11 protein-coding genes and 1 tRNA gene are annotated in these 13,838 nt (G+C 72.4%); 4 read left to right on the plus strand and 8 right to left on the minus strand.

What is annotated here, in order from left to right; genetic code table 11:
* Positions 1–61 precede the first annotated feature (61 nt).
* From BT98_RS0111965 to BT98_RS0111985, 5 genes are all read right to left on the minus strand, one after another.
* A complete protein-coding gene (locus BT98_RS0111965; protein WP_019462709.1) occupies positions 62–1,354 on the minus strand; it encodes an NCS2 family permease in 1,293 nt (430 codons plus the stop codon).
* Between the two features lie 115 nt (positions 1,355–1,469).
* Positions 1,470–4,106 (minus strand): HWE histidine kinase domain-containing protein, encoded by a 2,637-nt coding sequence (locus BT98_RS0111970; protein WP_051544279.1) that lies wholly within the window; start codon positions 4,104–4,106, stop codon positions 1,470–1,472.
* The gene (locus BT98_RS27285; protein ID WP_019462711.1) at positions 4,103–4,726 is read right to left on the minus strand and encodes a biliverdin-producing heme oxygenase; all 624 of its coding nucleotides are present in this window, start codon (positions 4,724–4,726) and stop codon (positions 4,103–4,105) included. The genes BT98_RS0111970 and BT98_RS27285 overlap by 4 nt, the downstream gene beginning before the upstream one ends.
* Positions 4,727–4,937: 211 nt before the next feature.
* The gene (glnA, locus tag BT98_RS0111980; RefSeq protein ID WP_019462712.1) at positions 4,938–6,380 is read right to left on the minus strand and encodes a type I glutamate--ammonia ligase; all 1,443 of its coding nucleotides are present in this window, start codon (positions 6,378–6,380) and stop codon (positions 4,938–4,940) included.
* A 134-nt stretch (positions 6,381–6,514) separates the two neighbouring features.
* Positions 6,515–6,853 carry a P-II family nitrogen regulator gene (locus BT98_RS0111985; protein ID WP_019462713.1) on the minus strand — a complete coding sequence of 113 codons (339 nt, stop codon included), beginning with the start codon at positions 6,851–6,853 and terminating at the stop codon, positions 6,515–6,517.
* A 452-nt stretch (positions 6,854–7,305) separates the two neighbouring features.
* Here BT98_RS0111985 and BT98_RS0111990 point away from each other — a divergent pair, with 452 nt between their 5' ends.
* The 4 genes from BT98_RS0111990 (at position 7,306) to BT98_RS24200 (ending at position 10,604) form a co-directional block, all read left to right on the plus strand.
* Positions 7,306–8,568 carry an aminotransferase gene (locus tag BT98_RS0111990; protein WP_019462714.1) on the plus strand — a complete coding sequence of 421 codons (1,263 nt, stop codon included), beginning with the start codon at positions 7,306–7,308 and terminating at the stop codon, positions 8,566–8,568.
* 99 nt (positions 8,569–8,667) lie between these two features.
* A tRNA-His gene (locus BT98_RS0111995) sits at positions 8,668–8,743 on the plus strand.
* A 99-nt stretch (positions 8,744–8,842) separates the two neighbouring features.
* Positions 8,843–10,051: a 5-demethoxyubiquinol-8 5-hydroxylase UbiM gene (ubiM, locus tag BT98_RS0112000; protein WP_019462715.1), complete on the plus strand. Its 1,209-nt coding sequence runs from the start codon at positions 8,843–8,845 to the stop codon at positions 10,049–10,051.
* 22 nt (positions 10,052–10,073) lie between these two features.
* Positions 10,074–10,604 carry a histidine phosphatase family protein gene (locus tag BT98_RS24200; RefSeq protein ID WP_255346371.1) on the plus strand — a complete coding sequence of 177 codons (531 nt, stop codon included), beginning with the start codon at positions 10,074–10,076 and terminating at the stop codon, positions 10,602–10,604.
* Here BT98_RS24200 and BT98_RS0112010 read toward each other — a convergent pair whose 3' ends face one another.
* The 3 genes from BT98_RS0112010 to cobT are packed head-to-tail and all read right to left on the minus strand — an operon-like array spanning position 10,605 to position 13,837.
* Entirely contained in the window at positions 10,605–11,993 is a 1,389-nt protein-coding gene (locus tag BT98_RS0112010) for a GDSL-type esterase/lipase family protein (RefSeq protein WP_019462717.1), read from the minus strand. It lies immediately after the preceding gene.
* Between the two features lie 36 nt (positions 11,994–12,029).
* Positions 12,030–12,821, minus strand: a complete 792-nt coding sequence (locus tag BT98_RS0112015) for an adenosylcobinamide-GDP ribazoletransferase (RefSeq protein WP_019462718.1) — start codon at positions 12,819–12,821, stop codon at positions 12,030–12,032.
* Entirely contained in the window at positions 12,818–13,837 is a 1,020-nt protein-coding gene (gene cobT, locus BT98_RS0112020) for a nicotinate-nucleotide--dimethylbenzimidazole phosphoribosyltransferase (protein WP_019462719.1), read from the minus strand. The genes BT98_RS0112015 and cobT overlap by 4 nt, the downstream gene beginning before the upstream one ends.
* Position 13,838 lies beyond the last annotated feature (1 nt).

The raw sequence follows: 13,838 nt of genomic DNA on the forward strand, positions 1-13,838 counted from the left end.
TTCCATCGGCGGGGCGGCCGGCGGTGGCGCGATGCCACCCGCCGGCCGCCCCGTCCGCGTTTCAGCCCGCGCCCATCCCGAACTTCACCGCGGATAGCAGGGCGATCAGCCAGACCGCGCCCGACACCTGCCCGGCCTTGCCGGCCAGCACCTTGGTGACGGCATAGGTGATGAAGCCGATGCCGATGCCGGAGGCGATGGAGAAGGTGAGCGGCATGGACAGCGCGGTGATGATGGCCGGCGCGTAGTCGGTGAGGTCCTCCCAGTCCAGGTCGCGCAGCGACTTCGCCATCAGGCAGGCGACGAAGACCAGCGCTGGCGCGGTGGCATAGCCGGGGATGGAGGTGGCGAGCGGCGCCAGGAACAGCGTCAGCAGGAACAGCACCGCCACGGTCAGGGCGGTGAGGCCGGTGCGGCCCCCGGCCTGGATGCCCGCCGCGCTCTCGATGTAGCTGGTGGTGGTCGAGGTGCCGAGCACGGAGCCGATGATGGCGCCGCCACTGTCGGCCAGCAGCGCGCGGCCGAGGCGCGGCACGGAGCCGTCCGGCCGCATCAGCCCGGCGCGGTGCGTGGTGCCGATCAGCGTGCCCGCGTTGTCCAGCAGGTCCACGATGAAGAAGGTGAAGACGATCCCCGCCACGCCAAGGCCGATGGCGCCGGGGATGTCGAGCTGCAGGAAGGTCGGCGCCAGCGAGGGCGGCAGCGACACGACGCCGTGGAAGGTGGTCAGCCCGAAGGGGATGCCGAGCAGCGCGGTGACGAGGATGCCGATGATGATGCCGCCCGGCACGTTGCGGGCCACCAGGCCGGCGATCAGCAGGAAGCCGAGGCAGGAGAGCAGCACCTTCGGTTCCGCCACATGGCCCAGCCCGACCATGGTGGCCGGGTTCGCCACCACGAGCCCCATGCCCTGCAGCCCGATGATGCCGAGGAAGAAGCCGATCCCGGCGGCGATGCCGAGCTTCAGCGAGAGCGGGATGGTGTTGATCAGCCATTCGCGGATCCGCAGCACAGAGACTGCGAGGAAGATGAGGCCCGACAGGAAGACGGCGCCCAGCGCCACCTGCCAGGGGATGTGCATGCCGCCCACCACGGCGAAGGCGAAATAGGCGTTCAGCCCCATGCCCGGCGCCAGGGCGATGGGATAGTTGGCCAGCAGTCCCATCAATGCGGAGCCGATGGCGGCGGCAAGGCAGGTGGCCACGAAGGAGGCCCCCTGGTCGATGCCGGCGGCGGCCATGATGTTGGGATTGACCACGACGATGTAGACCATCGTCAGGAAGGTGGCGAAGCCCGCCATGATCTCCGTGCGCGGTGTGGTGCCGTGCTCGCGCAGGCGGAAAAACGATTCCACAGTCCCGATTCCCCCTCGGTGTGATCCGCCATGTTTCCACGGCGGCGAAGACGGGGGGAAGCAAGCGCGATGCCGACGGGCCGCGCCACCCGTCCTGGCGGCTCAGCCCCCGGCTCTAGCCCACTGGCTCGCCAGCCGGTGGGCGGTCGCGCAGCAGGGCGACGATGCAGAGATGGATGTCGTCGGTGCCATAGGGCTTGCCCAGCACCGTGGTGCCCCGGAACCGCTCGGGCACGATGGTGGCGGCGTCGAAGCCGGTGGTGAACAGGAAGGGAATCCCCCGCTCCGCCAGGACATCGGCCACGGGGAAGACGCTTTCCCCATCGAGGTCCACATCCAGCAGCGCGGCATCGATCCGTGCCGAAACGGCGAGGCGGATCGCCTGGGCCAGCGCGGCGGCGGGGCCGACAACCACGGCACCCCCATCCTCCAGCGCGCGGCTCACCTGCATGGCCACCAGCGCGGCATCCTCCACCACCAGGATGCGGCGCCCGGCGATGGTGCCCGGGGCCGGTTCGGGCCGGCGCGGCGCGGCGGTGGGCGAGGCGGGCGCGCTTTCCACCAGTTGCTTCAGCGGGATGGTCACCGCGCAGCGCAGCCCGGCCGGGTCGAAGTTGAGCTTCGCCTGGCCGCCGAGCTCATAGGAAAGGCCGCGTTCCACCACGGTCGAGCCGAAGCCGCGGCGGCGCGGCGGCTGCACCGGCGGGCCGCCGCTTTCCACCCAGTGCAGGATGATGCGCTCGCCATCCATGCTCCAGGTGACGGCGACCTGTCCCTCCGGCACCGACAGCCCGCCGTATTTCGCGGCATTCGTCGCCAGCTCGTGCAAGGCGAGGCTCAGCGCCAGCGCCGCCTTCGGCTTCAGCCGGACCTCCGGCCCCGCGACGGTGACGCGCTGCTCGCTGGCGTTGCGATAGGGACGAAGCTCCTCCTCCGCCAGGGCCCGCAGGTCCGCCCCCTCCCAGCGCGTGCTGGTCAGCAGGCTGTGCGCCACCGCCATGGCGCGGATGCGCCGGTCGAAGTCGTGGACGAAGCCTTCCAGGTTGCCGGCGCCGCTCTTGGTGTGGCGCACCAGGGCCTGGATATTGGCCAGGGTGTTCTTCACCCGGTGGTCCAGCTCCGCCATCAGCAGGTCCTGCTGCGCCCGGGCGCGCCCGCGCTCCTCGGAGGCATCCTCGATCCGGCGCAGCACCACTTCCAGCAGGCTGAGCTGCAGCGCCTGCGCCGCCTCGATCTCCACCGCCCGCCAGGGCCGGGCGCGGCCATGCACCGTCTCGGTCCAGGTGGCGAAGGAGGCGCGGGGCGAAAGCTGCCCGGGCCCGGCGCCCGGTTCCACCGGCTTGTCCGGGTTGCCCGCCCAGTGGAGCGTCCGCACCATCTCCGGCCGGAACCAGAGGATATAGTCCTGGGGCGCGCGGCTCACCGAGAGCGCGAGGACGCCGCTGGCGACATCGGCGAATTCCCGGGACGGGGGATAGAGCTCCGGCAGGCGGTCCAGCGCCACGATCCGCTCCTCGACGGTGCCGCGCAGCCATTCCACCAAGCCGTTGACCTGCTCCCGCGTCGGGGTCTGGCCGGCCGTGGCATATCGCCCCGAGGCCATCACCGCCACGCCGCCCGCCTCCAGGTAGTCGAGCAGGTTCGGCCGCTGCCGGATCAGTCCCTCGCCGAGTTCCTCCTCCTGCGCCATGACCTGCTCCAGATGCTCGTGCACCCGGCGCATGCGCAGCGCGTCCTCATGGTCCTCCCGCTGCTCCAGCGTTTCGAGCTGCAGCGAGAACATCTGGGCGAAGATCTCGCAGGCCGCGCGCAGGGCGACGGGCAGGTGCCAGGCGGTCCGGTGGTGGCAGGCGATGAGCCCCCAGAGCCGCCCGCCCTGCTGGATGGACAGGGACATGGAGGCCTGTACGCCCATGTTCCGCAGATACTGCAGATGGATCGGGGAGACCGCGCGCAGCGAGCAGTCGGACATGTCCAGCGCCTCGCCCGTCCGCGGGCTGAGCGCCGGCATGAGCGGTTCCGGGATATAGTGCGCGTCCGGGATCAGCCGCATCCAGTTGCGCAGGTAGAGGGCGCGGGCCTGCTTCGGGATATCCGAGGCGGGGAAGTGCAGGCCGAGATAGGAGCCGGTCCCCTCCGCCCTGGCTTCCGCCACGACGCAGCCCGTGTCGTCGGGCTCGAAGCGGTACACCATCACGCGGTCGAAGCCGGTCATGTCGCGGATCGTCGCGGCCGCCGCCTCGCAGTACGGCCGGGCGGTCGCGGCACCCTGGAGGCTGGCGATCATGCCCTGGACCAGGACCAGAGTGTCGTCCTGGCGCACCGGGCCCGGCACGCCCCGGGGCTCGATCTCCACGATGATCCCGGCGGGGCTGTCGCGGCCCTGAAGGTCGAAGAAGCGGCCCGGGCGCAGTTCCACCCCGCTCAGCAGCCGGGCCCCCGTGGGAAGGCGAGGCGGGCCGGGCTCCTGCGGGGCGGGAGCGGGGGTGCAGAGCGCCTGGATGGCATCGGACGGCAGGAACCGGCCCGCCTCCTCGCCCAGCGCCGCATCCAGCGGGATGCCCAGGAGATGCTGCATGTCCCCGGTGGCCTGCAGGACCCGCAGCGTGTCCGGGTCCAGCACCAGCAGCAGCCCGTGGGGCTGGATGGAGGCCGGGACATGGATCGGCTCGCGGTCGCAGGTGCTCGTGTCCGGGCGGCCGGGCAGGGCGTGGAGGTCGGGCAGCGGCAGGGAGGGCGGGGGCCGGGTCACGCCGGCGCCCCGGCCAGCGCGGCGCGGCCGGGTTCGTGCCGGGCCTCCGTGGCGGAAAGCCAGGATTCCAGGCGGTGGAAACTGTCGCGGGCCGCGTCGCAGGCGCCCCCGGCATCGGTGCAATGAAGCGCCAGCGCCTGGCGGAAGCGCCGCCAGCCCTCGCCGACCGGCCGGCCCAGGCTGGCATGGAAGGATGCGCCGCGTTCCGGACCCAAGCCCAGCGCGGCCTCCGCCCGGCGCAGGATCACCTGTCCGCCGAGGGCGGAGCCTTCCAGCACGTAGAGAGCGCCGAAGGCGGCATCCCGTGTTGCGGGAGGGGGCGGGGACGGGGCGAGGGGCAGGGCGTCCAACCCCGCGGACGGCAGGCCCAGGAAGCGGAGGTCGTTCCGCAGCAGCGGCGTGCGCCAGCGGGCTGTGTCGGGCGCGAGGCCGGTGGCCTGCCAGTCGAAGCGGTCCAGCATCGCCTCCAGCGGCGCCACGATGCCCAGCATGGCCGAAAGGAAGCGCGCATAGGCCGCCGAGGATGCCAGGTGCCGGTCCAGATCGATCCCGGCGTCGAGACGGGCGTGCAGGGTGGCTGTGGCGTCACGCAACGCCGTCAGGACGTCCGCTGAGGTCAATTGGCCGTTTCCAGCGTCACGATGCTTCCTCCGGCACAGTGTTTCACGAAAGATCGAAAATAGAGGTCCGTGGCCACGGCGCAAGGAGCGGGCGGGACCGGCTTCCGACAAGAACAAGCGAGCGGAAAGCACGAAGGGCGCCTCGCGGCGCCCTTCGAAACCCCTGCTCCGCCGGCCGGGCCACCCGCGGTGGGCGGCCCGGAACGGTGGATCAGGCGGAGTAGTACATCTCGAACTCGACCGGGTGCGGCACGTGCTCGAAGCGGTAGACCTCGTTCCACTTCAGGTCGATGTAGCTCTCGATCTGCTCCCGGGAGAAGACGTCGCCCGCGAGCAGGAACTCGTGGTCGGCCGCCAGGCTCTCCAGCGCCTCGCGCAGCGAGCCGCACACCGTCGGGATATCCTTCAGCTCCTCCGGCGGCAGGTCGTAGAGGTCCTTGTCCATCGGCTCGCCCGGATGGATCTTGTTCTTGATCCCGTCCATCGCCGCCATGGTGAGCGCCGCGAAGGACAGGTAGGGGTTCGCGGTCGGGTCGGGGAAGCGGACCTCGACGCGCTTGGCCTTCGGGCTGGTGGTGTAGGGGATGCGGCAGGAGGCGGAACGGTTGCGCGCCGAGTAGGCGAGCAGCACGGGGGCCTCGAAGCCCGGGATCAGGCGCTTGTAGGAATTGGTGGACGGGTTGGTGAAGGCGTTGATCGCCTTGGCGTGCTTGATGATGCCACCGATGGCGAACAGGCACATCTCCGACAGGTCGGCATAGCCGTTGCCCGCGAACATGGGCTTGCCTTCCTTCCAGATGGAAAGATGGGTGTGCATGCCCGAGCCGTTGTCGCCATAGATCGGCTTCGGCATGAAGGTCGCGGTCTTGCCGTAGCTGTGGGCGACGTTGTGGACGCAGTACTTGTAGATCTGCATCTGGTCGGCCATCGTCACCAGCTTGCCGAAGCGGGTGCCCAGCTCGTGCTGCGACTGCGCCACCTCGTGGTGGTGCTTCTCGCCCGGCAGGCCCATCTCGATCATGGTCGAGAGCATCTCGGCGCGCAGGTCCATCTCGCTATCGACCGGCGGGACGGGGAAGTAGCCGCCCTTCACCAGCGGGCGGTGGCCCATGTTCCCCTCGGGGTAGTCCTTCATGTTGGCCCCGGGGCCCTCGATGCTCTCGAGCTTGTAGTGGCCGAAGTTGCCGCCGGTGCCGAACTTGACGTCGTCGAACACGAAGAACTCGGCCTCGGCGCCGACCAGCACGGTGTCGCCGATGCCGGAGGACGCCACATAGGCCTCGGCCTTCTTGGCGGTGCCGCGCGGGTCACGGGCATAGGCCTGGCCGGTCGAGGGCTCGATGATGTCGCAGAAGAGGATCAGCTGCGGCTTGGCCGAGAACGGGTCCATGCAGGCATTGGCCGTGTCCGGCATCAGGATCATGTCGGACTCGTTGATCGCCTTCCAGCCGGCGATCGAAGAGCCGTCGAACATGATGCCGTCCGTGAAGACCTCTTCGGAGACGGTCGAGACGTGCTGGGCCGTGTGCTGCCACTTGCCCTTCGGATCGGTGAAGCGGAAGTCCACGTACTCGACGGAATTCTCCTTGATCATGTCCATGACCTTGGAGACGCCGTCCGGGACCCCCGGGGCTGCTGCGGGCTTCTTCGCCATCGTGTCCTGATCCTGTTCCCTAGAACGTGGCAATCACTTCGCGGGCCGTCCGGCCCACGTTCCGCCGGCCGCCGGCCCCTGCGGGTTCCCTCGGGACACCCAACCCGGAGCCGGTCGCCCGGAATCTCGCTGTGTCAGACGGCGTCCTCGCCGCGTTCCCCGGTCCGGATGCGGATCACCTCCTGCACGTCGGACACGAAGATCTTGCCGTCGCCGATCCGCCCGGTGCGGGCGGCCGTGGTGATGGCCTCGATGGCGCGTTCCGCCAGGTCGTCGGGGCAGATCACCTCGATCTTCACCTTGGGCAGGAAATCCACCACGTATTCGGCGCCGCGATAGAGCTCCGTATGGCCCTTCTGCCGCCCGAAGCCCTTGGCCTCCACGACCGTCAGGCCCTGGAGCCCGATCTCATGGAGGGCGTCCTTCACCTCGTCGAGCTTGAAGGGCTTGATGATGGCCTCGATCTTCTTCATCGGCTCCGCCGTCCCGTTTCCCCGCGCCACCTGACGGCGCGAGGGCCGTTTCCCCTCGCGATCGCCGGCCTTGTCCTGCCGGCGCTGGCCCGCGACACGGGCGTACCCGGTGTTGCACGGCCCGTGCCGCGCCGGCAATGGCCGTGGCGGGCGGTTTTCACCGCTCACGCCCCTGGGATGCGCCGTTCCGGGCGGCATTCTGCCCGTTTTGGCGGCAGATGCCACCAGGAGACATGGTTGCGCCACCGTGGCGGGGGTCCCATTATCCTCCCGGGCCTGGAAACCCGCACGGAAAACCCGGCATGGCGCCGGCCGGACCGTTGCGCCGGAGTCGGGCCGCCGCATCCCCAGACCCCCGCGCCAGGGCCCGCTTCCGGGTCCGCCGCGGCGGGTTCCGTGAGAATCGGGAGCGCCCCGCCGGGTCTCCCATCGGAAACGAAGCACACCCAGAGATGAAGCCTCCAGGCAGCCCCCAGAACGTCGAATCGAAGGCCGCCCGGCCGCAGAACGCCCTGCTCTCGGCCACCGGCACCACGGTCTTCACCGTCATGTCGGCGCTGGCGGCGCAGCACGGGGCGATCAACCTCGGCCAGGGCTTCCCGGACGAGGAAGGGCCGGCCGATGTGGTGCGGGCCGCGGCGGATGCGCTGCTGGACAACCGCAACCAGTACCCGCCGCTGACCGGCGTGCCCGAGCTGCGCGAGGCCGTGGCCGCCGCGAACCACCGCTTCTATGGGATGGAGATCGACCCGGTGGCGGAGGTGGTGGTGACCTCCGGCGCCACCGAGGCGATCACCGCCTGCCTGATGGCGCTGCTCGACCCGGGCGACGAGGTGGTGCTGATCGAGCCGCTCTACGACACCTACCTGCCGGTGGTGCGGATGCTGGGCGCGGTGCCGAAGCTGGTGCGCCTCTCGCCTCCGAAATGGGAGCTGCCGCGCGCCGAACTGGCCGCCGCCTTCGGCCCGAAGACCAAGGCGATCCTGCTCAACAGCCCGATGAACCCCGCCGGCAAGGTCTTCACCGCCGCCGAGCTGGCCTTCATCGCCGAGCTGGTGCAGCGCCACGATGCCTACGCGGTCTGCGACGAGGTCTACGAGCACCTGACCTTCGACGGATGGAAGCACATCCCGCTGATGACGCTGCCCGGCATGCGCGAACGCTGCCTGCGCATCGGCTCGGCCGGCAAGACCTTCAGCCTGACCGGCTGGAAGGTGGGCTACATCACCTGCGACCGCTCCGTCGCGCCGAACGTGGCCAAGGCGCACCAGCTCCTGACCTTCACCACGCCGCCCAACCTGCAGCGGGCGGTGGCGCTGGGGCTGGGCAAGGAGGACGGCTATTTCGAGGCGCTGTCCGCCGGGCTCCAGGCCAGGCGCGATCACCTCGCGGCGGGGCTGGAGCGGCTGGGCTTCGGCGTGCTGCCCGCCATGGGCTCCTACTTCATCACCGCCGATTTCCGGCCGCTGGGCTTCGCCGGGGACGACGTGGCCTTCTGCCGCCACATCACCGAGGCGGCGCGGGTGACGGCGATCCCCGTCAGCGCCTTCTATGCCGGGCCGGACGCACCCAGCCACTATGCCCGCTTCGCCTTCTGCAAGCGGCGGGAGGTGCTGGACGAGGCCCTGGCGCGGCTGGAGGCCTGGAAGGCCGGGCGCGAGCAGGCGGGCGGCCAAGCGGGCGGCCAAGCGGGCAGCAAGGCGCGGGTGGTCTAGGACGGAGGGAAGGGAAGGCGGTAGGGGACGCGCCAAACTTCGCGCGCGACCCCCGTTGACGACGCCACGGGCGGGCCTTACACCGCGCCACACCGTGTGGCGGCCTTAGCTCAGTCGGTAGAGCGCCAGGTTGTGGTCTTGGATGTCACGGGTTCGAATCCCGTAGGTCGCCCCACCCTTCTCCCCCCCTTCACAGGCGTTGATCCATCGGGATGCTCCCCGGGCTGTTCCGGCCGGGACAGGGGCATCCGGCGATCCGGGGGTTGAGCGTAAGATGCAGTTCGACATGGCGATCGTGGGCGGCGGGCCGGTGGGCCTTGCCTTCGCGCGGGAAATGGCCGGCAGCGGGCTTTCGCTGGCGCTGATCGAGACGCAGGCCGAGGCGCGGCTGGCCGACCCCGGTTTCGACGGGCGCGAGATCGCGCTCACCCATCTCTCGCAGGACCTGCTGCGCGCCCTGGGCGCCTGGGACCGGCTGCCCTCCGGCGCCGCCTCGGCACTGCGCGAGGCGCGGGTGCTGAACGGCGGCTCCCCCTATGCCCTGCATTTCGACGTGTCCGACCGGGCCGAGGCGGCGCTCGGCCAGCTCGTCCCGAACCACCTGATCCGCCGCGCGCTCTTCGCCACGGTGCAGGGGCAGGCGGGGCTGACGCTGCTGGCCGGCACCAGCGTCACCAACGCCACGATCACCCGCCAGGGTGCCCGGCTGGCATTGTCCGACGGGCGGGAGATCGGCGCGAAGCTGGTGGTGGCGGCGGACACGCGCTTCTCGCCGCTCCGCAAGGCGCAGCGGATCGGGGCGGACGTGACGGATTTCGGCAAGTCCATGCTGGTCTGCCGCCTGGAGCACGAGGGCGAGCACGGGCATGTCGCGACCGAATGGTTCGGCCATGACCAGACCATCGCCATGCTGCCGCTGAACGGCCGCTGCTCCTCCGCGGTGATCACCCTGCCCAGGCCGGAGATCGAGCGGCTGGTGGCCCTGGACGGCAGCGCCTTCTCGGCCGAGGTGACGGAGCGCTACCGCCGCCGCCTCGGCGCGATGCGGCTGGTCAGCAGCCGCCACGCCTATCCGCTGGTCACCGCCTATGCCCGGCGCTTCGTGGCGATGCGCTTCGCCCTGATCGGCGACGCGGCGGTGGGGATGCACCCGGTGACGGCGCATGGCTTCAACCTCGGCCTGCGCGGTGCGCACACGCTGGCGGAGGAGCTGCGCGGCGCCCTGGCGCGCGGCGCGGACCTCGCCCGGGCGGAGGCGCTGGACGCGCCCCTGGCCGCCTATGAATCGCGGCACCGCCGGGCGAGCTGGCCGCTCTATGCGGGGACCAACCTGCTGGCGAAGCTCTATACGGACGAGCGCGCCCCGGCGCGCCTCGCGCGCCACGCGGCGCTGCGCCTGGGCAACCGGCTGACCCCCTTCAAGCACATCATCCGCGGCATGTTGATGGAAAGCGACGGGCCGCGCCCTTCCGCCCGGGGGTAGGGCACCGCTGCGCCTCCTGCTCATCCGCCACCTGCCCGTGCCGGAGGGGGCGGGGCGCTGCTATGGCCGCCTCGACCTCGCGGCGCGGCCAGCGGAGCCGGTGGAGATCGCCGCCCTGCACCGGGACATCGCCTGGCTGCACCGGCCCGCCCTGCTGAGCAGCCCGGCCCGGCGCTGCCGGGACCTCGCGCGCCGTCTCGGCCCGGCGCCGCGCCTGGAGCCGCGGCTGCGGGAGCTGGACTTCGGCGACTGGGAGGGCATGCCCTGGGATGCCGTGCCCCGCGCGGCGCTGGACGCCTGGGCCACCGATCCCGCCGGCTTCATCCCCCCGGGCGGCGAGGGGATGGCCGATTTCCTGGCGCGGCTGGGTGCCCTGGCCGAGGCGCTGCGCCATGCGGCCCGGGATGCCGTGCTGGTGACCCATGGCGGGCCGATGCGGGTGCTGCCCGCGCTGCTGCGGGGGGAGGCACCGGACCTGCTCGCCCCCGCGCCGGGCTTCGGCGGCGTGGTGCGGGTGGAACTGCCGCCCGGGCCAGGGTCATCGCCCCCGTAATCATCCCGGCGGCAACAGGGTGGCGAGGTCCACCGCCCCGGCCATGGCCAGATAGCCGATCCGGTTCGGGTGCAGCCCGTCCCCCGCGCCCCCCACGGTGCTGCCCGGCACCATCTCGGGCCGCAGCCCGCCCGTGGCCGGGTCGAGGGTGGCGCGGTCGAAATCCGCCACCGCGTCGAACAGGCCGGAATGCCGGATGGCGTCGTTGACCGCACGCCGGCGCGCATCCTGCTCCGCGCCGCCATGCGCGGGGTTGGTGCTGGCCAGGGCCGAAACGAGCGTGGCGCCCACCAGCCGCACACCGGGAATGCCGGCCCGCAGGCGCCGGGCGCCTTCCCGCATCCCCGCCAGCACCGTCCCGGGCACCACGCCGTTGCCGCGGGCGAGGTCGTTGATCCCCAGCGCCCAGATCACGCTGCGGACGCCGGACAGGCGGATCACGTCCCGCTCCAGTCGTTCCAGGGCGGGTGGGCCGCCCGGCCAGGGGGAGGCGGGACCGTAGCCCTCCGGCCCCAGGATGCGGTTGCCGTTGATCCCCGCATTCACCACGGACACCGGCCCGCCATGGGCGGCGCGGAGGCGCCATGCCAGCGCGTCCGGCCAACGGTCGTCGCCATTCAGCGTGGCGCCGACGCCATCGGTGATGGAATCGCCCAGGGCGACCACCATGGGCAGGCCGGGCGGGGCCTGCATGTCCACCGCGTCGAGAAAGAACCAGGAGGTGGTCGGGAAGGGGAAGCCCGCCTCGTCCTCCCGCTCCCCCAGCGGCCCGCTTCCCGGCGCGGAGAGGTAGGAGGTCTGGAGCGCCGTGGCGTGCCAGGTCATCGGCCCGCTCGCCCCGGGGACATGAAAGGACACGGCCAGCTTCCGGCCTTCCAGCAGGACAGGCGACGGATCGGCGAAGGGCAGGGGGACGGGATCGGACCAGGCCTCGCCGCCGGGCGGGATCGAGATGCGCCCCTCGCCCCCGAAGCGCAGCGGCCGGTTGCTGCCGGGCAGCAGCGCGGCGCCGCCGGCCTGCAGCCCCACCCAGGCATCACCGATCGCCAGTGCCCGCGTGCCGAAGGCGTTGGAGAAGCGCAGCCGCAGGCGCGGCCCCCAGAAGCCTGGCCGCAGCACCATGCGGAAGCTCTGGTCGCGGGCCCCGCCGGCCGGGTCGGGCAGGCTGTAACGCTGCTCCGGCTGGGCGGAGGTGAAGCCCACGGGATAGGGTCCCTGGGCGGAGGCGGCCCAGGTGGTGGTCCAGGTGGTGGTCCAGGCCGCGCCCTCCGGGGAGGGCTGCGAGGCGGCGGGCCATGCCGCGGAAGCCAGCGCGGCGGCGGGCAGGGCGCGCAACAGCCCGCGCCGCGGGAACGCCTGGAAAGGGTGGGCTTGTCCCGGATCGGCCATGCCGCAGCCTCCCATCCCCGGGGGCCGGGCGGCAAGTCACCCAGGCCCCGCCCAGTGGCCCAGGCTGGCCGCCAGCAGGCTCAGCACCACGGCCTCGGCCAGTTGTTCGCAGGCACCCAGCACATCCCCCGTATGGCCGCCTACCTGGCGGCAGGCCAGCCGCGCCATGCCCAGGGCGCAAAGGCCGGTGAGCAGGATTCCACCCAGCGCCACCGGCAGGGGCAGCAGAAGCAGGGCAGGCAGCGCCGCTAGCGCCAGTCCGCCCGCCAGCAGCCCGGCGCCTGGCCGCCCGAGCAGTGCCGCCAGCCCGTCCGGCCGCGCGGGCGGCGCCAGGGCGAGCACACCCAGGATCGCCCCCCGCCCCAGCGCCCCGCTGACCACGAGCGACGCCACCATCGCCCATGGCCTTGGCATCGCCGCCAGGGCGAGGCCCCGGATGCCGAGGGACAGCGCCAGCGCCAGCACGCCATAGCTGCCGATCCGGCTGTCACGCATGATCTCCAGCTTGCGCGCCCGGCCGCGCCCGCCCCCGAAGCCGTCGGCGGTGTCGGCCAGCCCGTCCTCGTGCAGCGCCCCGGTCAGCAGCAGCAGCGCCGCCAGCGCCCAGGCCGCCGCGAGCCCGCCCGGCAGCCCCAGCCACAGCCCCAGCGCCCCCGCCGCGCCGCCCAGCAGCCCGGCCAGCGCGCCGACCAGCGGATAGGCCCAGACGCCGCCGGACAACCCGCCCGTCCAGCCCCGCCGCGCCAGGGCGCCAACCGGCAGGCGCGTCAGCACCATGGCGGCGCCCACCAGGTCGTCCCGCAGCCGCCCGGCGAGGCGGCGGATCACGCCTCGCGGTCCGACACTCCGGCCTCGGCGAAGGTGGCCATGCCCGCATGGCAGGCCAGCGCGGCGCGGAGCAGCGGCACGGCCAGGGCGGCACCCGAAGCCTCGCCCAGCCGCAGGTCGAGATCGAGCAGCGGCTCCATGCCCAGAGCGGCGAGCAGCGTGGCACAGCCGGCTTCGGCGGAACGGTGCGCCGCCCGGGCATGGTCCAGCCCACCGGGGCACAGGCGGGCCAGCGGCGCCACGGCGGCGAGGCAGACATAGCCGTCGAGCAGCACCGGCACGCCCTGCTGCCGGGCGGCCAGGGCGGCTCCGAGCATGGCCGCCATCTCCCGCCCGCCCAGGGCACGCGCGGCCTGCAGCGGGTCCCGCCGCGCCTCCGGATGCCGCGCCAGGGCGGCGTCCACGGCCGCGCGCTTGCGGGCGAGGCCGGCATCGTCCACCCCCGTGCCGCGCCCGGCCCAGCGATGTCCGCCGCCGCCGAACAGGGCGGCGGCGAGGGCGGCGGCGGCGGTGGTGTTGCCGATGCCCATCTCGCCCAGGCAAAGCAGCTCCGTGTCCGGCCGCAGCGCGGCATGGCCCATCGAGACGGCAGCGAGGAAATCCCCCTCCTCCATGGCCGGCCCCTCGGTGAAATCCCCCGTCGGGGTGTCGAGCGCCAGCGGCACCACGCGCAGCGCCGCCCCGGCCAGCCGGGCGAGCTGATTGATGGCGGCTCCCCCGGCGGCATAGTTCGCCACCATCTGCGCCGTCACCGAGGGCGGGTAGGGCGAGACGCCGCGCGCCACCACGCCGTGGTTGCCGGCGAAGACCAGCACCTCCACGCGCTCCAGCCCGGGCATGGCGCGCCGCTGCCAGCGCGCCATCCAGGCGGCCAGTTCCTCCAGCCGCCCCAGGCTGCCCGGCGGCTTGGTGAGCCGGGCCTGGCGCGCGGCCACCGCCCCGGCGGCGGCCTCGTCGCCCCCGGGCAGGTCCAGGCAGGCGGCATGGAGGGAGTCGAGGGTCGTGAAGGCGGTCATG

The organism is Roseomonas mucosa ATCC BAA-692 (genome assembly GCF_000622225.1).
Classification (GTDB): Bacteria; Pseudomonadota; Alphaproteobacteria; order Acetobacterales; family Acetobacteraceae; genus Roseomonas; species Roseomonas mucosa.